This window comes from Polaromonas naphthalenivorans CJ2 (assembly GCF_000015505.1).
Taxonomy (GTDB): domain Bacteria; phylum Pseudomonadota; class Gammaproteobacteria; order Burkholderiales; family Burkholderiaceae_C; genus Polaromonas; species Polaromonas naphthalenivorans.
Genome location: NC_008781.1, coordinates 1,552,105 through 1,572,233, shown reverse-complemented (window position 1 = coordinate 1,572,233; position 20,129 = coordinate 1,552,105). Strand labels below are relative to the sequence as shown.

Below are 20,129 nucleotides of genomic sequence, written 5' to 3'. Positions count from 1 at the left end.
TTCCAGAAAAACCCCGGTTTTGGCATGGCAGCCGAAACCGGGGTTCCTTCTACCTTCTATTATCCAGCGCGCCAAGCCCCGGAGCCCGGGCAGTCGCCTCGCCTGCCATGAAACGGCGGGCCGGCATTCACTCGATGTCAACAATAAAATCTCTATTTCTGTATTGACAGAAATTTCAGACGGCGTATATTCAGCGCCATGGAACTCACCACTGTTGCCCGAAAATTTGTTGTCCACTGGGGAGAAATGGGCACTTCCTGGGGCGTTAACCGCACCGTCTCGCAAATTCATGCGCTGTTGTTTTTCCATGGCAGGCCACTGCATGCCGAGGAAATCTCCGACACCCTGACGGTTGCCCGTTCCAATGTGAGCACCAGCATCAAGGAACTGCTGAACTGGAACCTCATCCGCACCACCCAGATTCTGGGTGACCGGCGCGACTACTACGAGACGTCAAGCGATGTGTGGGAACTCTTTCGCACCGTGGTGCGCGAGCGAAAAGAGCGCGAATTCGACCCCACCGTGCGCATGCTCCGCGAGTTGGTGAAGGAAGACGGATTTGATGCCGAGACCGCCGATGCGCAGGACCGGGTACGGGAAACCCTCCGGCTCATGGAGTCGCTGGGCCTGTGGGCCGACGAAATGCTGCGCCTGTCGCCCGCCACCCTTGAAAAAGTGTTGCGCATGGGCGCCAGCGTGCAAAAGTTCGTACGCGGCGACAGCGATGCAAAACTGCTGGATCCCGCACAGGTTCTGCCTCCAACCTTTTAAGCCAGCCGGGCTGGCTTTTTTTAAACTTTTATTTCTGTTTGTACTGAAATTTCCAAAGGATAAAACATGACAGACTTCAATGACGCTGCCAGCCTCGGAAACACCCGTCATGACCGCTTCAAGGCCGGGCTCATTGCCGCCATCTACCCACTGACGCTGTATTACGACGGCTCTTGCCCGATGTGCCACGCCGAGATGCACAACCTGATGCTGCGCAACACCCGCGAGTTGCTGGCCTTTGTCGATATTTCAGTGCCCGGCTTCAGCGGCCAGCCACCGGGTGCCACCCAGCACGATCTGATGACGCTGATGCACGCCCGCCAGGCTGATGGCACCGTGATCAAGGGCGTCGATGTGTTCCGGCTGGCCTACGCGGCAGCCGGGCTGGGCTGGGTATCTGCCCTGTTTCGCCTGCCGGTGGTCAGCACGGTGGCCGACCGGCTCTACCCCTACCTTGCGCGTTACCGCAACCGCATTCCCAGACGGCTGGTGCAGCTGGCCTTTGAAACCGCCGCCCGCCGTGCGGCCGCCCGCGCACAAGCCAGGCAGTGCAAGGCCGGCGACGCCTGCCGCCTGTAACTTCCACGGGAACCCACCATGAACATCCTGGTTTGCGGCGCCAATGGCTTCCTGGGCCGCCCTATCGTGGCCGCGCTGGAAGCGGCAGGCCATACCGTGCTGTGCGGCATCCGGGTTCCCGGCCCCGGCGCATCGACGCGTCCGGACTTATCCGCCAAGGCTCGGAAGTTGGTGCCGATGGACTTCATTCGCGATACCGCTGTCAGCACCTGGCTGCCCCGGCTGGAAGGCGTGCAGGCGGTGGTCAACGCCGTCGGCGTGCTGCGTGATGGCCCGCATACACCGATGCAGGCCATCCACACGGACGTGCCGAAAGCACTCTTCAACGCCTGCGCCCGGCAGGGCGTGCGGCGGGTGATCCACCTCTCGGCGCTGGGAATTGCCAGCAGCCCCAGCCGCTACGCCACCGCCAAGCGCGCCGCCGAGGCCCATTTGCAGGCACTGACGCAACAAGGCGCGCTGCAAGGCGTGGCGCTGCAGCCCAGCATCGTGTTCGGCCCCGGCGGCGCGGGCTGCGAATTGTTCACGGCGCTGGCGCGCTGGCCGGTCATGCTGCTGCCGCGCCAGGCATTCAGCGCCCGGGTGCAGCCGGTATGGATTCGGGAACTGGCCGAAGTCGTCGCCACCCTGGCCGGCCCAGCCGCTGAGCTGTGCGGCACCCTGCCTTGCGTCGGTCCAGAGGGCACGCCACTGGCCAGCTTCATCGCCAGCCTGCGCCACCAGCGCGGCCAGACGTCTGCGCATGTCCTGGCCCTGCCCGGCCTGCTGGCCCGAGCCAGTGCCCGCTTGGGTGACGCCTTTCCTTTCACGCCCTGGGGCACGCAGGCGCTGGACCTGCTGGCCCAGGACAACACCGCAAATCCTCAACCCTTTGCCCAACTGCTGGGGCGGCCCGCCACGCATTACAGCCGGCTGCTGGCCTGCCTTGCAGCATGACAAACACTGCATTGCTGCGCTGGAGCCTGATCGCGGTCTGGCTGGGAACGGCTGCGGTCAGCCTGCTGGAGTTGGAAGGGCAAAGCGCCCAGTTGCTGCATGCGGCGGGTTTGTCCCAGCCGCTGCTGGTTCAGGCGCTGATTGTCAGCGGAGCCGCCGCCGACCTGGCGCTGGGTCTGGCGTTGTGGCTACGCCCGAAACGGACCACCTATCTGGCGGCGCTGGCCCTGATGCTGCTGATGACGCTGGCGGCCACGATGCTGCTGCCCGGATTGTGGCTGCACCCGCTGGGGCCGCTGCTGAAAAACCTGCCCATTGCCGCGCTGCTGTGGGTGCTGGCTCAGGCCCCATCCACTGCCCTGAATTTGGATAAATCCCGATGAACACCTACCTGCTTCTTAAATGGCTGCACATCATCTCCAGCGTGCTGATGGTCGGCACCGGCCTGGGGTCGGCGTTTTATATGTTCTTTGCCAACCGCAGCGGCAGCCTGGCGGCGCAGGCCGTGGTCAGCCGGCTCGTGGTGCGCGCTGACTGGTGGTTCACCACGCCCACCGTCATCCTCCAGCCCGCGTCCGGCCTGCTCTTGGCTTACATGGCCGGCTGGCCGTGGAATACGCCTTGGATGGTGCTTTCCCTTGGACTGTTCATTGCCGCTGGCGCGTGCTGGCTGCCGGTGGTGTGGCTGCAATTTCGCATGGCTGCCCTGACCACCGCTGCCGTTCACGCCCGCACCCCGCTGTCCCCCCAATACTGGCGCTATGCCCGCTGGTGGGAAGTGCTCGGCTACCCAGCCTTCGCTGCCATGGCGGTGGTGTTTTTCCTGATGGTGAACAAGCCTGTGCTGTGGGGCTGAATCAGCACCACCCGCCCTCAGTGCGCCTGTTCCCAGTTCGGCCCAAAGCCGATCTCGGCCAGCAGCGGCACCTTGAGCTCGGCCACGCCGGCCATGAGGCGCGGAATCTCGGTGCGCACCCATTCCACCTCGGCCTCGGGGACTTCAAACACCAGTTCGTCATGCACCTGCATGATCATTTTCGTGCCGCGCTTTTCGGCATCCAGTACTTGCTGCACCTTCACCATGCTGAGCTTGATCAGGTCGGCGGCGGTGCCCTGCATGGGCGCGTTGATGGCGGCGCGCTCGGCGCCGGCGCGGCGCGGGCCGTTGGGCGAGTTGATTTCGGGCAACAGCAGGCGCCGGCCGAAGACGGTCTCGACGTAGCCCTGCTCCTTGGCCAGTTGGCGGGTCGAATCCATGTAGTGCTTCACGCCGGGATAGCGCTGGAAATAGCGGTCGATGTAGGCGGCCGCCGCCTTGGTTTCAATCCCCAGGTTCTTCGCCAGGCCAAAACTGCTCATGCCGTAGATCAGGCCGAAGTTGATGACCTTGGCGTAGCGGCGCTGTTCGCTGCTGACCTGCTCCAGCGCGACGCCGAACACTTCGGCTGCCGTGGCGCGGTGCACGTCCAGCCCGGCGGTGAAGGCATGCAGCAACGATTCATCGCCGCTGATGTGCGCCATGATGCGCAGCTCGATCTGCGAATAGTCGGCGCTGGCGATCACGCTGCCGGCAGGCGCCACGAAGGCTTCGCGCACGCGCCGGCCCTCGGCGGTCTTGACCGGGATGTTCTGCAGGTTGGGGTCGTTGCTCGACAGCCGGCCGGTCACGGCGACGGCCTGCGCATAGTGGGTGTGGACGCGGCCGGTGCGCGGGTTGGCCAGTTGGGCCAGCTTGTCGGTGTAGGTGCCCTTGAGCTTGGAAAGCGAGCGGTGTTCCAGCAGCTTGGCCGGCAGCGGGTGATCTTCGGCCAGCTTTTCAAGCACATCCTCGTCGGTGCTGCGCGCGCCGCTGGGCGTTTTCTTGACCACCTTCATGCCCAGCTTGTCAAAGAATATTTCGGCCAATTGCTTGGGGCTGCCCAGGTTGAAGGGCTGGCCGGCCATCTCGTACGCCTCGGTCTCCAGCTGCAGCAGGCGCTGGCCCAGTTCATGGCTTTGCCTGGCCAGCATGGGCGCGTCGATCAGCACGCCGTTGCGCTCGATGCGGTAGAGCGTTTCGCTGCTCTGCATTTCCAGCTGATAGATAAACAGCAGCTTTTCATTGGCCTGCAGTTGCGGCCACAGCACCCGGTGCACGTCAAGCGTCTGGTCGGAGTCTTCGCACGAGTATTCGGCTGCCCTGGCAATATCGACCTGGTTGAACTTGATCTGGTGTACGCCCTTGCCGCACAGGTCTTCATAGTTGATGCCGCTGCGCCCCACATGCCGCTCGGCCAGGCTGGCCAGCCCGTGCGGCTTGGTCACTTCGAGCACATAGCTTTGCAGCATGGTGTCGTGCGCGTAGCCCTGCACCTCGATGCCGTGGTTGGCGAACACATGGCGGTCGTATTTGATGTTCTGGCCCAGCTTCGGTCTGGCCGGGTTTTCAAGCCAGGGCTTGAGCCGGGCCAGCACCTCATCCAGCGGCAACTGCTCGGGGGCGCTAGGGTAGTCGTGCGTCAGCGGAATGTAGGCGGCCTCGCCCGGCGTCACGCTGAAGCTCACGCCGACAATCTGCGCGCGCATTTCATCGAGCGACGTGGTTTCGGTATCGACTGCCACCAGTTCGGCCGCTTCGATTTTGGCCAGCCAGCGGTCCAGCGCCTCCCAGGTCAGGATAGTTTCATACAGCAGGTTGCTGGCGCGCCCGGCCAGCGGCGTGTCAAGCAGCGAAGGCTCGTCGTCGTCGAACAGGCCGGGCGAATCTGGCGAGGCCGTCGGCGCGCGGGGCTTGCGGCGTTCAGGGCCGCCGACAAGTTCGGGCGGCGTATTTTCGGCATCAATCTGGCCGACCAGTCCCTTGAAGCCATATTTCAGATAAAAAGTCCTCAATGCGCTCGTCTGCTGTGCGCCGATAGCTATTGAATCCATAGCAGGCAAGCCGTCGATGTAGTCGGCCAGTTCGCAGTCTTTCTTGATCGTCAGCAGCTCGCGGCCCTTGGGCAGCCAGTCCAGCGACTTGCGCAGGTTCTCGCCGACGATGCCCTTGATCTCGCCAGCCCGGGCCACCAGCGCATCGAGCGAGCCATATTCGAGCAGCCACTTCACGGCGGTTTTCGGGCCCACCTTGGGCACGCCCGGCACGTTGTCAACAGTGTCGCCGACCAGCGTCTGGTAATCGACCATCAGGCGCGGCGGCACGCCGAATTCCGCTTCAACACCAGCCAGGTCGCGGCGACGGTCATTCATGGTGTCGATGACGGTGATGTGTTCATCGACCAGCTGGCTCAAGTCCTTGTCGCCGCTGGAGATGATGACTTCGATTTGCTGGCTTGAGGCCATGCAGGCCAGCGTGCCGATCACGTCGTCGGCCTCGACGCCGGGCACGGCGAGCACTTTCCAGCCCAGCAGTTGCACCACTTCATGAATCGGCTCGACCTGGCTGCGCAGATCGTCGGGCATGGCCGAGCGCTGGGCCTTGTACTCGGGATACAGCGCATCGCGAAAGGTCGGCCCCTTGGCGTCGAACACGCAGACCGCATAGTCGGCCCGCACATCCTTGCGCAGTTTTTGCATCATGTTGACCATGCCGCGAATCGCGCCGGTGGCCGGGCTTTGCGGGTCGCCGGGGGTGACGCGCAGGTCGGGCATGGCATGAAAGGCGCGGTACAGGTAGCTGGAGCCATCGACCAGCAGCAAGGTTTTTTTATCAGGACTCATGGGGCCAGATTGTCGGGGATATCGGCCAGGCGCTTGCTGCTGCGCATCCAAGCCTTGCGCGCCTGTTTCCACAAGGGTTTGGGCTACCCTGCCAAAGACCATTTTGCAAGAGGAAATGCCCGCTTATTCCTGGGTGAGCCTGCTTTGGCACGCCTACAATGCAGGCATGAAAACCGCTCTTCGCCTTCTACTTGTCGCTGCACTCGCAGCGCTGCCGCTGGCTGCGGCCATGGCTCAAACGTCGGCGCCCGGTTCCGCGACCCCGGCGCAGGCGAAAAAGCCGGTCGGTCCCGCGCGGCCGGACAAGAAGATCGAGCGCATTCGCACCGAGGATGCCGGCACGCGCATCGACGAGTTGCGGGTCGGTGGCGAAACCCAGAAAATCACGGTACAGCCCAAAACCGGCGGCGCGGCTTACGAAGTCAAGCCGGCCGAAGGCGCACGCGGCGCGGCACCCGCCGCCGCCAGCAACGACACCAACGGTTCACGCGTCTGGAACGTGCTGAAGTTCTAATCTTTCTTTTTTCCAGTACAGGGTTCAGTTTCACGCATGGCCGTCTTTACCGAAGTCTCGTTTGACGAGGCTGCAGCGTTCTTGCGCTTTTTGAATTTGGGGCAACTGCAGAACATCAAGGGCGCTGCAGGCGGCATCGAAAACACCAATTATTTTGTCGATACCGATCAGGGCCAGTACGTGCTGACGCTGTTTGAACGCCTGACGTTCGAGCAGTTGCCGTTTTACCTGCACCTGATGAAGCACCTGGCGACGCGCGGCATTCCCGTGCCCGATCCGGTGGCCGATGCCAAGGGCAACATCCTGCACCGCCTCAAGGGCAAGCCGGCCGCCGTGGTCAACAAGCTGCGCGGCCACAGCGAACTCGCGCCCACACCGCTTCACTGCGCCGGCGTCGGCGAGATGCTGGCCCGCCTGCACCTGGCCGGACTGGACTACGAGCGCCAGCAGCCCAACCTGCGCGGCCTGGCCTGGTGGAACGAAACCGTGCCGGTGGTGCTGCCCTATCTGACTGAGGAGCAGCGCAGCCTGATCCTGGGCGAACTGGCCTACCAGAACCACATTGCGGCCTCGTCCGGCTACCGCAGCCTGCCGCGCGGCGCCATCCACGCCGACCTGTTCCGCGACAACGTGATGTTCGAAAACGGCCAGCTGACCGGGTTCTTTGATTTTTACTTTGCCGGCTGCGACACCTTTCTGTACGACATCGGCATCTGCCTGAACGACTGGTGCATTGACCTCGAAAGCGGCAGGCTCGACACCACGCGCGCCGATGCGTTCATGGCGGCCTACCAGACGGTGCGGCCGCTGACCGCGCAGGAACGCACCCTGCTGCCCGCCCTGCAGCGCGCTGGCGCCTTCCGCTTCTGGCTTTCGCGGCTGTGGGATTTTCACCTGCCGCGCGATGCCGCCATGCTCAAGCCCCACGACCCCGGCCATTTCGAGCGCGTGCTGCGCGAGCGGCTGGCGCATCCCTATCTCCTGTAACCCACCCGCAAACCCGGGTCATGTATCCGGCCCCATGCCATGAAATTGAACATTGTTCCCGCCCGCACGGGCCTGACCTGGGTCAAGCTGGGCATCACGACCTTCATCAAGCAGCCGCTGGCCATGTCGGGTCTGTTCTTCATGTTCATGGCAATGCTGTCGGTCGCCACGCTGGTGCCCTTTATCGGCGCGGCGCTGGCGCTGGCGCTGCTGCCCGCAGCCACATTGGGCCTGATGGCCGCCACCCAGGAAGCCACCAAGGGCAAGTTTCCGATGCCTTCCATTTTGATCAGCGCCTTTCGCGCCGGCCAGCAGCGCATGCAGGCCATGATGGTGCTGGGCGCGCTGTATGCCGCCGGCTTCCTGGCGCTGATGGGCATTTCAGCCCTGGTCGATGGCGGGCAGTTTGCCAGGCTCTACCTGGTAGGCGGCAAGATCACCGAGGAGCTGGTGCTGCAGGACAGCTTTCAGATGGCGATGTGGGTCGCCATGGCCCTGTACCTGCCGCTTTCGCTGCTGTTCTGGCATGCACCGGCGCTGGTCCACTGGCACGGCGTGTCGCCGGTCAAGAGCCTGTTCTTCAGCTTCATCGCCTGTTATAAGAACTTTGGCGCGTTCACCGTGTTCGGCCTGGCCTGGGCTGGCGTTTTCGTGCTGGCCGCCATCGTGGTGTCGCTGATTGCCACGCTGCTGGGCAACCCGATGCTGGCCACCGTGGCCATGTTTCCGGTGGCGCTGGTGATCGTGGCGATGTTCTTCACCTCGATTTACTTCACCTTCCGGGACAGCTTTTCCGAGACCGATGAGCCTGCGCCTGGCGAGCTTTCATGATCCCGGTGCCTGGCGCCTAGATCACCGTCAGCTTGGCCACGCTCAGCGCCAGCCATTTCACGCCATGCCGGGTGAAATTGATTTTCGCCCTGGCGTCATCACCCGTGCCTTCGAGCATTTCCACCCGGCCTTCGCCAAACTTGGCATGGAACACATTCATGCCGCTTTTCAGGCCATGCGAGGGCGCGCTCTTTTGCGCCGGCACCGGCGGGCTGGCAAAGCGTTCGGCACTGCCGGATTTTGAATGAAATCCGCCTCCAGCCCAATCCCCACGCGCGCTACCAGCTCCTGAATTGCTAGCACCACCCCAGTTGCCCGAGCCCGACCCCAGGCCGGACGCAAAACCCCTGTTTCTTGGCGTGAGCCACTTGAGCGCGCCTTCGGGCAGTTCATCAAAAAACCTGCTCTTGCGGTTGTAGCGCGTCTGGCCGTGCAGCATGCGGGTCTGCGAATGGCTCAGGTACAGGCGCTTCCTCGCCCGGGTGATGGCGACATACATCAGCCGGCGCTCTTCCTCGATGCCGCCGGCGTCGTTCAAGGCGTTTTCATGCGGAAAGATGCCGTCTTCCAGCCCGGTGATGAACACGCAGTCAAACTCCAGCCCCTTGGACGAATGCACCGTCATGAGTTGCACCGCGTCCTGGCCGGCCTGCGCCTGGTTGTCACCCGACTCCAGCGCCGCATGCGTCAGAAAGGCCACCAGCGGCGACAGCGTCTCACCGGTCTCCAGGTTGGGTGCGAGCTGCTCGGACAAGGGCTCGTCCAGCCCCTGGCTGGCGGGCGACTGCGTCAAGCCCGCGCCCAGCTCATCGACCGGCAGCGCCACGGCATCGCGGCCAAAGCCTTCCTGGCTGACGAAGGACTCGGCGGCGTTCACCAGTTCGGCCAGATTTTCGAGCCGGTCCTGGCCGTCTTTGTCCAGCGTGTAGTGTTCGACAAGGCTGCTCTGCTGCAGCACGAGTTCGATGATTTCGCGCAGCGTGCAGCCGGCGGTCTGCTCGCGTATCACGTCCAGTTTGGCCACGAATGCACCCAGATTGGCGCCAGCCTTGCCGGGCACCGCGCTCACGCCGTCATGCAGCGAGCAGCCCGAAGCGTTCGAAATATCCTGCAGTTGCTCGATGGTCCGGGCGCCGATGCCGCGCGGCGGAAAGTTCACCACGCGCATGAAGCTGGTGTCGTCGTGCGGGTTGTCGAGCAGGCGCAAATAGGCCAGCGCGTGCTTGATTTCGGCGCGCTCGAAAAACCGCAGGCCGCCGTACACCCGGTAGGGAATGCTGGCATTGAACAGCGCGCTTTCCATCACCCGGCTTTGCGCGTTGCTGCGGTACAGCAGCGCGATTTCCTTGCGCTCAGCGCCGTCACGCACCAGTTGCCTGACCTCATCGACAAACCATTGCGCCTCGGCAAAATCGCTGGCCGATTCATACACGCGCACCGGCTCGCCCGGACCGGCTTCGGTACTCAGATTTTTTCCAAGGCGCTGGGTGTTGTGGCTGATCAGCGCATTGGCTGAATCGAGGATGTTGCCGAAGCTGCGGTAATTGCGCTCCAGCTTGATCTGGTGGGTGACATTGAATTCGCGAACGAAGTCGGCCATGTTGCCCACACGCGCGCCGCGAAAGGCGTAGATGCTCTGGTCATCGTCGCCGACGGCCACCACCGAACCGCCGGGCATGGACTCCATCGCGTCCGCGCCCTGCCCGGCCAGCATCTTGATCCAGGCGTATTGCAGCTTGTTGGTGTCCTGGAACTCGTCGATCAGGATGTGGCGAAAACGCCGCTGGTAGTGCTCGCGTATCGGGGCGTTGTCACGCAGCAGCTCATAGCTGCGCAGCATCAGTTCGCCGAAATCGACCACGCCTTCGCGCTGGCACTGCTGCTCGTAGAGGTCGTAGATCTCGACCTTCTTGCGGCTGTTCTCATCGTGCGCAGGCACGTCTTTCGCGCGCAGGCCGTCTTCCTTGCAGCCGGCAATGAAACGCATCAAATCCTTGGGCGGAAAGCGCTCGTCATCAATGCCGAACTGCTTGCTCAATCGCTTGATGGCCGATAGCTGGTCCTGCGTGTCCAGAATCTGGAAGGTCGATGGCAGATTGGCCAGCTTGTAGTGGGCGCGCAAAAATCGGTTGCACAGGCCGTGGAAGGTGCCTATCCACATGCCCCGCACATTGATGGGCAGCATGGCCGAGAGGCGGGTCAGCATTTCCTTGGCCGCCTTGTTGGTGAAGGTCACGGCCAGGATGCCGCCGGGCGAGACCTGCCCGGTTTGCAGCAGCCAGGCGATGCGCGTGGTCAGCACGCGGGTCTTGCCCGAGCCGGCCCCCGCGAGAATCAAGGCATGCGTGGCCGGCAGCGTCACTGCGGCCAGCTGCTCTGGATTAAGATTTTGCAGGAGAGGGGATGAAGAAACAGCGTCTGAAAACATCCCCCCATTGTAGAAAGCCCCCGATGCCCTTTTTCGCTTCCCTGAAGTCAGCCCCATTTCGATACGGCCTGCTGCTTGCCATGCTTGTGCTGGCTGTCAGCCCGGATGCGCAGGCGCAATCGTTCTGCGCCAGCGACGGCCAGCCCCGGCAGGTAGCGCTCATGGAGCGCTTCATCAACGCCGACTGCGGTGACTGCTGGAGCGACCCGGCCACGCCGGTGCCGGGCAAAAATGCCGTCGCGCTGGACTGGGTCATTCCCGGAAACCAAGGCGACGATGCGCCGCTGTCCGCCGTGGCAACGCGCGATGCGCTGAGCCGGCTGGAAGCGCTGAAAAAAAGCGTGCCGGTCAAAACCACGACGGCCCGGCATGCCATCAAGGGCATCCAGGGCGCCAGGCTGCGCGTCGCCCACGGCTTGCCGGTGTCCGGTTATCTGGGCGCATCCATCGAGCTCAGGCCGATTTCATCAGCGGCCAGGCAGCCCCTGACCGCCTGGCTGGCGCTGGTTGAAACCCTGCCGGTGGGCCTTGAAGGCTCGCCGGTGGAGAGAAATCTGGTCAGAAATGTGCTTATGCGCACATGGGACGGGCGCAAGCAGCTATCAAAAGATGAGCAAAACAGATTGTTTGAAAGCCGTTCGATGAACATCGCGCCGGCGGCCAGCCCGGACCGCCTGCGCGTCATCGGCTGGGTCGAGGATGCGCAGGGCCGGGTCTTGCTGGCGGCGCAATCGCGTTGCGCTGTGCCTTGAAAACAAGAAGCGCAAGGATATTGCCGCCAGCGCAGCCTGCCGGGCAGGCAAGCCCCTAGAATCAGTCACCGGGTCCAAGCAATTGCGCCCGGTTTTTTTGTGGGTGCCTTGACCTCTGAGGTCACGTCTGCCAGCAAAAACCGGCCATTCCAAGCGCCCTCTGTTCATCAACAGCCTTTTTTCTGGAGCTTGGGAAAATCATGGAAATCTTCGACTACGACAACATCTTGCTGCTGCCGCGCAAATGCCGCGTGGAGAGCCGCGCCGAATGCGATGCCAGCGTGACGCTGGGCCAGCGCAGTTTTCGCATCCCGGTGGTGCCGGCCAACATGAAGACGGTGGTCAACGAAGACATCTGCGTCTGGATGGCGCAAAACGGCTACTTCTACGTCATGCACCGCTTCGACCTGGACAATCTGCAGTTCGTGCGCGACATGCAGGCGCGGGGCGTGTACGCCTCGATCTCGCTGGGCGTGAAGCAGCCCGACTACGACACGGTGGACAGGCTGGTCGCCGAAGGTTTGGCGCCGGAATACATCACCATCGACATTGCCCATGGCCATGCCGATACGGTGCGCAAAATGATCGCGTACCTGAAGAACCATCTGCCCGAATCATTCGTGATTGCCGGCAACGTGGCCACGCCCGAAGCGGTGATCGACCTGGAAAACTGGGGCGCCGACGCGACCAAGGTCGGCATCGGCCCCGGCAAGGTCTGCATCACCAAGATGAAGACCGGCTTTGGCACCGGCGGCTGGCAGCTGTCGGCGCTCAAGTGGTGCGCCCGGGTGGCGACCAAGCCCATCATTGCCGACGGCGGCATCCGCGAGCACGGCGACATCGCCAAGTCCATCCGCTTTGGCGCGACGATGGTGATGATCGGCTCGATGCTGGCCGGCCTGGAGGAAAGCCCGGGTCAGACCGTCGAGGTCGATGGCAAGCTGTTCAAGGAATACTACGGCAGTGCCTCGGACTTCAACAAGGGCGAGTACAAGCACGTCGAAGGCAAGCGCATCCTGGAGCCGATCAAGGGCAAGCTGGTCGATACGCTGCGCGAGATGGAGGAAGACGTGCAAAGCGCCATCAGCTACGCGGGCGGCACCCGGCTCATGGACATCCGCAAGGTGAACTACGTGGTGCTGGGCGGCAAGAACTCGAATGAAGACCTGATGATGTAAATCTTGCTCGCCCAAAGAAAAAGCCGCTGCAGCCCTTGATGGGTTGCAGCGGCTTTTTTAGCTTGAGGACTGATCAGCGCCTCTTTATCTCATGTTCAATCGCGGAAAGGCTTGGTGAACTTGCCGCCCGGCTTTTTGGCCGCATCGCGGGGCACGAACACCTTGCCGGCTGGGCGGGCGAAAGCGGGCTTGCGGTCTGCAAAATCGCCACGGGGCGCAAAACCTTCGTTGCCGCCGCCAAAGTTGCGGTCTTCACGCGGTGCAAACGCGGCGTTGCCGCCACCGAAACCACGGTCATCCGGGCGACGGGCATTGCGGTCATTGAAACCGGACCGGTCAGCGTAATTGTTGCCTTGAGGCGCTGGAGGACGGCCCTGGAAGGCGCCGGCATCACGGTTTCCGCCGAAACCACCACGGTCGTCACGGTTGCCACCGAAGCCGCCGCCTGCATTGCCGCCGAAGCTGCCTGCATTGCCGCCGCCGAAGCCGCCACCGGCCGGCTTGCGGCCGCCGAAACCGCCACGGTCGCCGCCACCGCCGCCGAAGCTGCGCGGGCCACGGTCATTGCGGTCGCCGCCGAAGTTGCCGCGTGGGCGCTCGGAGGTCGGGGCAAAACGCTGCTGCGGCTCCAGACCGGCAATCACGCTGGCCTTGAGGTTTTGCTGCGTGTAGTGCTCGATGTCCTGGATCTTGCGGCGGTCGCGGAACTCGGCAATCGTGATCGCCTGGCCTTCGCGGCCGGCACGGCCGGTGCGGCCAATGCGGTGAACGTAATCTTCGGCTTTCATCGGCAGGCCGTAGTTGATGACGTGGGTGATGGTCGGAACGTCCAGACCACGGGCAGCCACGTCGGTAGCCACCAGAATCTGCACGCGGCCGTCACGGAAAGCCATCAGGCGGCGGTTGCGCAGGCCCTGGCCCAGCGCGCCATGCAGCGCCACGGCGCTGAAGCCTTCCTGCACCAGGTCATTGGCCAGGCCGTCGCATTCCACCTGCGTGCAGGCAAAAACAATCGCCTGGTTGATGGTGGTGTCGCGCAGCCAGTGGTCCAGCAGCTTGCGCTTGTGGGTCATGTTGTCGGCCCACAGCAGCGACTGGGTGATCGAGGCATGCTTTTCGTGCGGCGAGTCGATCTCGACGCGCTGCGGCTGACGCATGACGCGGGTCGCCAGTTGCATGATGCGCGGCGCGAACGTGGCGCTGAACATCATGGTCTGCTTGCGCTCGATGGTGAGCTGGTTGACTTCGGTCAGATCGTCGGCAAAGCCGAGGTCGAGCATGCGGTCGGCTTCGTCAACCACCAGGAACTGAACCTGGTCGAGCTTGATCTGCATGCTGCGCTGCAAATCGAGCAGACGGCCGGGCGTGGCCACGACGAGGTCGGCATTTTGCAGCTTGGCAATTTGCAGCTGGTAAGGAATGCCGCCAACGACGTTGGCAACGCGCAGGCCACGGCAATGGCGAACCAGGTCGATGGCGTCAGCGCAGACTTGCTGGGCCAGTTCGCGGGTCGGGCACAGGATCAGGGCGCCGGGGGTGGCGGCCTTGAAGTTGCGCATGTTGGTCGGGTCTTTGCGCTTGGGTTTTTTCAAGGGCGCTTCGCCACGGGCGACGGCCTCGGCGCTCAGGCGTTCAAATTCGGCACGTTCATTGCGCTCGGCTTCTTCCTGCTGTTTCAGCAGGGTGTGCAGCACGGGCAGCAGGAAGGCGGCGGTCTTGCCGCTGCCGGTCTGGCTGGAAACCAGCAGATCGGTGAATTTTGGCGCTTTCGGGTCGGCGTCCAGGGCTTGCATGGCCTTGGGGATGGTGGCCATCTGCACCGAGGTTGGCTGGGTGAAACCCATGTCGGCGACGGCTTGCAGCAGTTCCTTGGCCAGGCCCAGCTTCACAAAGCCGTTAGGCTCGGCGACAACGGCTTCCAGCGAGGTTGCCACGGCAACAGGCTCGTCGGAAGAGAAGTCAGGAATCACGTGGATTTCCAGGTCGGAAATGGTGTCAAGGGTTTCAGGCGCAAAGTCGCCGCGAGTCTCAAAAGAGTCAGTCATGTTTTTTCTCACTAATCCCCTGCTCGCTTCGTTTGTGACGAATGAACAGGAAACTCCACCTCCCGCGATGCGGAAGGCTTCGTTCATGGTTAATAAAACATCAACCATCAAACGAATATACGGATCAAGAACAGAATTGCCCTGATGCGGTGACTCCGAAAATAGAGTCCAAAAGTGTGAGGTAGATGTACAAATGCGGTTAGCACGGTGTGCAACTGCAAGCCCACGATTATGGCACGACTTACGGGTTTCTACCAGTTAACCTTTTAAAAATAAAGGCCATTACCCCGTTCAACCAAGCTCAAGAGCAGGTTTCAAGGCATGCCTTTACTATCATTTGAATAGCTTGATATACCCGCCCGATATGCGTAAAAGGCCTAAAAAGCATTCAAATTCACTTCAAAAAATGTTCCCGGTAATGCTCAAGCTCGTCAATCGACTCATGCACATCGGCCAGCGCTGTGTGCTTCTGGTGCTTCTTGAAAGCGCTGTACACCTCGGGCCGCCAGCGTTTGGCCAGTTCCTTGAAGGTACTCACATCCACATTGCGGTAGTGAAAAAAGAGTTCCAGCTTGGGCATGTACTTGGCCAGGAAGCGCCGGTCCTGGCCAATGGTATTGCCACACATGGGAGTCGTACCCTTGGGCACATACCTGGCCAGGAATGCCAGCAATTGCGCCTGCGCATCTTCCTCGGTCACGGTGCTGGCCTTGACCTTGTCGATGAGGCCGCTGCGGCCGTGGGTGCCCTTGTTCCACTTGTCCATCTGGTCCAGCAACTCATCCGATTGATGGATGGCCAGCACCGGGCCTTCGATGCGCGGCGTGAGTTGCGGGCCGGTCACGACCACGGCAATTTCAATGATGCGTTCCTTTTCGGGATCAAGCCCGGTCATTTCGCAGTCCAGCCAGACCAGGTTCTGGTCGGATTTTTTAAGTAAGGGTTCAGTCTCTAGCATCTTGCGATTCTCGCCTATCGCCTAAACTTCCCGCCATGACCGACCACTCCCTTGTATTCACCGCGCTGTTTTCTGCCCTGCTCGTTCTGGGGCTGGTGACAAAGTTCTACCTGGCCACGCGGCAAATTCGCCATGTGGCGCGGCACCGCAACCAGGTGCCCGCCGCTTTTGCATCCACCATCACGCTGCCATCGCACCAGAAAGCGGCCGACTACACGATTGCCAAAACCCGCCTGGGCATGCTGGAGATGGCCTTCGCCGCCGCCGTGCTGCTGGGCTGGACGCTGCTGGGCGGGCTTGACACGCTGAACCAGGCATTGATGCGCTCAGGGCTGGCGGATTACGGCAGCTTGCTGCCTCAACTGGTGCTGCTGGCGGCGTTCGGCCTGATCAGCGGCCTGCTCGACCTGCCCTTTGCCCTGTACAAGACGTTCCGGCTGGAAGAGCGCTTTGGCTTCAACAAGATGACGTTCAAGCTCTGGCTGGCCGACTTGGCCAAATCCACGCTGGTCGGCACGGTTGTCGGACTGCCTGTTCTGGCGCTGATTCTGTGGCTGATGGGCAGCGCCGGCGAGGGGTGGTGGCTCTGGACCTGGGTTGTCTGGATGGGTTTCAACCTGCTGGTGCTGGTGCTTTTTCCGACCGTGATTGCGCCGCTGTTCAACAAATTCAAGCCGCTGGACGACGAGGCCCTGAAGGCGCGCGTCACGGCCCTGATGCAGCGCTGCGGCTTTGCCGCCAAGGGCCTGTTCGTGATGGACGGCAGCAAGCGCTCGGCCCATGCCAACGCCTATTTCACCGGCTTTGGCGCCGCCAAGCGCGTGGTGTTTTACGACACGCTGCTCAAGCAGCTCAACCCTGCCGAGGTCGATGCGGTGCTGGCGCATGAGCTGGGCCATTTCAAGCACAAGCACATCATCAAACGCATCGTGATGATGTTCGCCATGAGCCTGGTCGGCTTTGCCCTGCTGGGCTGGGCGTCGTCGCAGGTGTGGTTTTACACCGGACTGGGCGTCAGGCCGAACCTGGCGGGGGCCAACGATGCGCTGGCCCTGCTGCTGTTCTTGATGGTGGTGCCGCTCTTGAGCTTTTTTGTGTCGCCGGTCATGGCGCAGTTTTCGCGCAAGCATGAGTTCGAGGCCGATGCCTACGCCATTTCGCAAACCGACGGCCGGGATTTGCAGAGCGCATTGCTCAAGCTTTACAAGGACAATGCCAGCACCCTCACGCCCGACCCGGTATTTGTCAAGTTTTACTATTCACACCCGCCCGCCTCCGAGCGGCTGGGACGCATGACCCCTTCCCCTGAAAGCGCAGCTTCATGAGCCATCCGATCCATCAAAACCGGCGCGCCCTGAGCGCCACCGAAATCGTCACGCAACTCAGCAAGCTCAATGGCGAGCAGGCGCTGGGCTGGCGGCTGATCGACGGCGCCCTGGAGAAAACATTCAAGTTCAAGAATTACCACGAAACCATCGGTTTCGTGAATGCAGTGGCCTTCATTGCCAACGCTGAAGATCACCATCCAGACTTGGTGGTGAGCTACGGACAGTGCACGGTGCGCTTCAATACGCACGATGTCAACGGCATTTCCGTCAGCGATTTTTTCTGCGCGTCGAAGGTTGACGCCCTGCTGGTTTGAGCAAGCCAAAGCAATCGGCGCGTGCCGGCGCTGCCCCAATTGCGGGGACTCAGCCGGGCTTGGTGGTGGCCGGTTTTGGCCGCCATGTGCTGGTCGAGACCGAATCCGGCCAGCGCCTGATCTGCCATCCGCGCGGCAAGAAAAGTCAGGTCGTCGTCGGCGACCGCATCCGCTGGCTGCCCTCGCAGGACGAAGGCACGATTGAAAAGATAGAGGAGCGCAGCAACCTGTTTTACCGCCAGGATGAGATGCGCACCAAGTCGTTTGCCGCCAACCTGGACCAGATCCTGATCCTGATCGCGGCAGAACCCGAGTTCTCGGAAAGCCAGTTGACGCGCGCCCTGATCGCGGCGGAGGCCGAGCGCATCAAGCCCATCATTGCGCTGAACAAAAGCGACCTGGCCGAGCCCTTCGGCCGGGCCTGGACCAAGCTCGCGCCCTACCGCGCCATGGGCTACCAGGTGCTGCCGCTGGCGATCAAGCCCAAAACGGCTGCCGCCCCGGCAAACGATGGTCAGACCGCAGAGCTGATGGCCTTGCTGCACGGAAAGAAAACGCTGGTCCTGGGGCCGTCGGGCGCTGGCAAAAGCAGCCTGACCAATCTGCTGGTGCCGCAGGCAAAGGTGCTGACGGCCGAGATTTCGCAGGCGCTGAACTCGGGCAAGCACACTACCACCAGCACGACGCTGTACTGGGTCGATGAAGCCAGGACCACCGCGCTGATCGACTCGCCGGGCTTTCAGGAATTTGGCCTGCATCACATCGACCCGATGCAGCTGGCCAACTACATGCCCGACTTCAAGGCGCATGCGCAAGACTGCAAGTTCTACAACTGCACGCACCTGCATGAACCGGGCTGCGGCGTGATTTCAGAGGTCAAATCAACCGTTAGCGCAAGCAGCATCAGCGCTAACCGCTATCGTTTGTATAGCGAGTTGTTTGCCGAGCTGTCGCAGACGCGGTACTGAACAAGGACCGGGCACAGCCAGCGCTCTAACCAAGCAGCCGCGCCAGTGTCAGCAGCGCAAGCAGCACCATCCACAGCACCACCGAACGCCAGACCAGGCCCACGACGCTGCGCAGGTGCGCCACCTCGGGCTCACGGCCTGGCGTTGATGCCGTGATGACTGCATTGTCGGGGTCCAGCCCGCCCGCCTCGAATTCCTGGGAAACAGAAGGAGTCAACACGGCTTTAAGCGCTTCGCCGCCCAAGCGCACGTTGACGGCCCCGGAAGTAGCGGCAAGGATCAGCCCGTCGTTGCGGCTGGCGGTGGCGACGGCGGCGCCGGTCGGGAAACGCTGGGTGTAATTGCGCCAGGCGTCGATGGCATCTTCAAAACTGCCCACCACCGCAAACCCCAGGGAGGTCACGCGGGAAGGCATGAAATCGATGATGCCCCAAGCGCTGTTGGCCACCTGCTGAAGGGCCGGACTGGCCCCCTCGCCCGGCGCCCTGCTTTTGTAGGTCCAGTAGCGCGCCACGAATTCGCTCGTCCGGTACAGCACCGCCCCGGCAGGCCCCAGCCCGAATGCAGCCAGTACCGAAAACCAGCCCAGCACGCCAAACACATGGCGATGGGCGGCCAGCACCGAATACTCGATGACGTGACGGACAATTTCACTGCGCGGCAGTTCACTGGCATCCACCTGGCGCCACTGAGCGAGCAGTTCGCGGGCAGTGTCTTCATCGCCATCGTCCAGCGCATCGCGAATGTCGGTGAAGTAGTGGCTGAACTGCCGAAAACCCAGGGTGACATACAACACCGCCACGCTCCAGGCAAAGGCCAGCAGGACGTTGACCTGCCACAGCAGCCAGTGCACCAGCAGCGTGAGCAGCGTGGGAATCATGACGGCGAACAGCCAGGCGATCCATCCATGGTGCGACTTGCCGGCATCCAGGCTGCGATGCGCCCAGCGTGCCCATCCCAAAAAACCGGAGTGAACCCAGTTGCCACGGGCCAGAGGACGGGCCTGCTCCAGGATGAGTGCGAACAAAACGGCAAAAAAGCTCATGCCAAATCATAACGGCCTCCCGGAGCCGACCCGCAAGCTTTATCGGCTGCGGTACGCCAGGCAGGCAACAGTTCAGGCGCTGAGGAAACGGTAGAAGTTTCGCAGCATGCCGGCGGTCGCGCCCCAGATGTAGCGCTCCCTGGATTCGCTGCCAGCCGCCTCGCCCATCGGTTCGGTGTAGGGCATGGAAAGCCACTGGCGAAGTACGCCGCCGAACTCGGTTTCGTGGCGCCGGTGATGAGCAGGATTCATCAAAAACCCAAGCGGCACTTCAAACACATCGGCCACTTCCCCAGGATTAGGTTGCAGCTGAAAGCCCGGCTTTACCAGGGCGACGACCGGCGTGATGATGAAGGCCGAGCCCGTGACATAGGTGGGCAAGGTTCCCAGAACCTCCACATGATGGCGCGGCAAGGCGACCTCTTCCTCTGCCTCACGCAGGGCGGTATCGACCGCATCCCGGTCGGCCTCGTCGGTACGGCCGCCCGGAAAGGCGATCTGGCCGGAATGGGTGGACAGGTTCGTGGAACGCTCGGTCAGCAGCAGCATGAGTTCGTCGCGCATCACCAAGGGCAGCAGCACCGCAGCCAGCGCGGGTGGGCGGTCGGAAAACTTCTTTTCCACACTGTGCTCGGGCGTCCACATCGGCGGATGCCTGAACCGGTCACGCAGGGCTTGCGGCGTGAGCCGGTCCAGCCCGATGCCAGCCAGGTGGCTGTCAATTCCCAGTACAGGAATGGAGCGGGGATCAAACAGGGGTAAAGACAAGGGCTTGGCGGGGTTCATGGAGAAACAG

19 protein-coding genes are annotated in these 20,129 nt (G+C 62.4%); 13 read left to right on the top strand and 6 right to left on the bottom strand.

The genetic code is table 11. The features are described from left to right. The first annotated feature begins 198 nt into the window (after positions 1-198). The 5 genes from PNAP_RS07405 (at position 199) to PNAP_RS07385 (ending at position 3,142) form a co-directional block, all read left to right on the top strand. On the top strand, positions 199-771 hold the full coding sequence (locus PNAP_RS07405; RefSeq protein WP_041376595.1) for a GbsR/MarR family transcriptional regulator: 573 nt from the start codon (positions 199-201) through the stop codon (positions 769-771). Between the two features lie 66 nt (positions 772-837). Beyond that, positions 838-1,350: a thiol-disulfide oxidoreductase DCC family protein gene (locus tag PNAP_RS07400; protein WP_011800883.1), complete on the top strand. Its 513-nt coding sequence runs from the start codon at positions 838-840 to the stop codon at positions 1,348-1,350. An 18-nt stretch (positions 1,351-1,368) separates the two neighbouring features. Beyond that, entirely contained in the window at positions 1,369-2,286 is a 918-nt protein-coding gene (locus PNAP_RS07395; RefSeq protein WP_011800882.1) for an NAD-dependent epimerase/dehydratase family protein, read from the top strand. Further along, entirely contained in the window at positions 2,283-2,669 is a 387-nt protein-coding gene (locus tag PNAP_RS07390; protein ID WP_011800881.1) for a DoxX-like family protein, read from the top strand. Before PNAP_RS07395 ends, PNAP_RS07390 begins: the two co-directional genes overlap by 4 nt. After that, entirely contained in the window at positions 2,666-3,142 is a 477-nt protein-coding gene (locus PNAP_RS07385; protein WP_011800880.1) for a DUF2269 family protein, read from the top strand. Before PNAP_RS07390 ends, PNAP_RS07385 begins: the two co-directional genes overlap by 4 nt. Positions 3,143-3,159: 17 nt before the next feature. On the opposite strand, the gene polA is transcribed toward PNAP_RS07385, so the two are convergent. Continuing rightward, positions 3,160-5,985 (bottom strand): DNA polymerase I, encoded by a 2,826-nt coding sequence (polA, locus tag PNAP_RS07380; RefSeq protein WP_011800879.1) that lies wholly within the window; start codon positions 5,983-5,985, stop codon positions 3,160-3,162. 166 nt (positions 5,986-6,151) lie between these two features. Between polA and PNAP_RS07375 the strand changes: the two genes are divergently transcribed. The 3 genes from PNAP_RS07375 to PNAP_RS07365 are packed head-to-tail and all read left to right on the top strand — an operon-like array spanning position 6,152 to position 8,317. Further along, complete coding sequence (locus tag PNAP_RS07375) at positions 6,152-6,499, top strand: hypothetical protein (RefSeq protein WP_041377085.1); 348 nt, start codon at positions 6,152-6,154, stop codon at positions 6,497-6,499. Between the two features lie 36 nt (positions 6,500-6,535). Beyond that, a complete protein-coding gene (locus PNAP_RS07370) occupies positions 6,536-7,486 on the top strand; it encodes a homoserine kinase (RefSeq protein WP_011800877.1) in 951 nt (316 codons plus the stop codon). A gap of 39 nt (positions 7,487-7,525) precedes the next feature. Next, positions 7,526-8,317 (top strand): BPSS1780 family membrane protein, encoded by a 792-nt coding sequence (locus tag PNAP_RS07365; RefSeq protein WP_011800876.1) that lies wholly within the window; start codon positions 7,526-7,528, stop codon positions 8,315-8,317. A gap of 16 nt (positions 8,318-8,333) precedes the next feature. Here PNAP_RS07365 and PNAP_RS07360 read toward each other — a convergent pair whose 3' ends face one another. After that, complete coding sequence (locus tag PNAP_RS07360; RefSeq protein WP_041376594.1) at positions 8,334-10,745, bottom strand: UvrD-helicase domain-containing protein; 2,412 nt, start codon at positions 10,743-10,745, stop codon at positions 8,334-8,336. Between the two features lie 23 nt (positions 10,746-10,768). Between PNAP_RS07360 and PNAP_RS07355 the strand changes: the two genes are divergently transcribed. After that, positions 10,769-11,497, top strand: coding sequence for a hypothetical protein (locus tag PNAP_RS07355; protein WP_232290764.1), 729 nt, complete (start codon positions 10,769-10,771; stop codon positions 11,495-11,497). Between the two features lie 200 nt (positions 11,498-11,697). Further along, the gene (locus PNAP_RS07350) at positions 11,698-12,675 is read left to right on the top strand and encodes a GMP reductase (protein ID WP_011800873.1); all 978 of its coding nucleotides are present in this window, start codon (positions 11,698-11,700) and stop codon (positions 12,673-12,675) included. Positions 12,676-12,770: 95 nt separating this feature from the next. Here PNAP_RS07350 and PNAP_RS07345 read toward each other — a convergent pair whose 3' ends face one another. Beyond that, a complete protein-coding gene (locus tag PNAP_RS07345; protein ID WP_011800872.1) occupies positions 12,771-14,720 on the bottom strand; it encodes a DEAD/DEAH box helicase in 1,950 nt (649 codons plus the stop codon). A 394-nt stretch (positions 14,721-15,114) separates the two neighbouring features. Then, complete coding sequence (gene orn / locus PNAP_RS07340) at positions 15,115-15,678, bottom strand: oligoribonuclease (RefSeq protein ID WP_011800871.1); 564 nt, start codon at positions 15,676-15,678, stop codon at positions 15,115-15,117. Between the two features lie 35 nt (positions 15,679-15,713). Here orn and PNAP_RS07335 point away from each other — a divergent pair, with 35 nt between their 5' ends. Genes PNAP_RS07335 through rsgA form a run of 3 tightly spaced genes read left to right on the top strand, consistent with a single transcriptional unit; the run spans position 15,714 to position 18,288 of the window. Continuing rightward, positions 15,714-17,003: a M48 family metallopeptidase gene (locus PNAP_RS07335; protein WP_011800870.1), complete on the top strand. Its 1,290-nt coding sequence runs from the start codon at positions 15,714-15,716 to the stop codon at positions 17,001-17,003. After that, positions 17,000-17,320 (top strand): 4a-hydroxytetrahydrobiopterin dehydratase, encoded by a 321-nt coding sequence (locus PNAP_RS07330; protein ID WP_011800869.1) that lies wholly within the window; start codon positions 17,000-17,002, stop codon positions 17,318-17,320. The genes PNAP_RS07335 and PNAP_RS07330 overlap by 4 nt, the downstream gene beginning before the upstream one ends. Next, positions 17,317-18,288, top strand: a complete 972-nt coding sequence (gene rsgA / locus PNAP_RS07325) for a ribosome small subunit-dependent GTPase A (protein ID WP_041376593.1) — start codon at positions 17,317-17,319, stop codon at positions 18,286-18,288. Before PNAP_RS07330 ends, rsgA begins: the two co-directional genes overlap by 4 nt. Before the next feature lie 25 nt (positions 18,289-18,313). Here the strand turns inward: rsgA and PNAP_RS07320 are convergent, their stop codons facing one another. Further along, positions 18,314-19,333, bottom strand: coding sequence for a CobD/CbiB family protein (locus tag PNAP_RS07320; RefSeq protein ID WP_011800867.1), 1,020 nt, complete (start codon positions 19,331-19,333; stop codon positions 18,314-18,316). Between the two features lie 72 nt (positions 19,334-19,405). Beyond that, entirely contained in the window at positions 19,406-20,119 is a 714-nt protein-coding gene (locus PNAP_RS07315; protein WP_011800866.1) for a CoA pyrophosphatase, read from the bottom strand. Positions 20,120-20,129 lie beyond the last annotated feature (10 nt).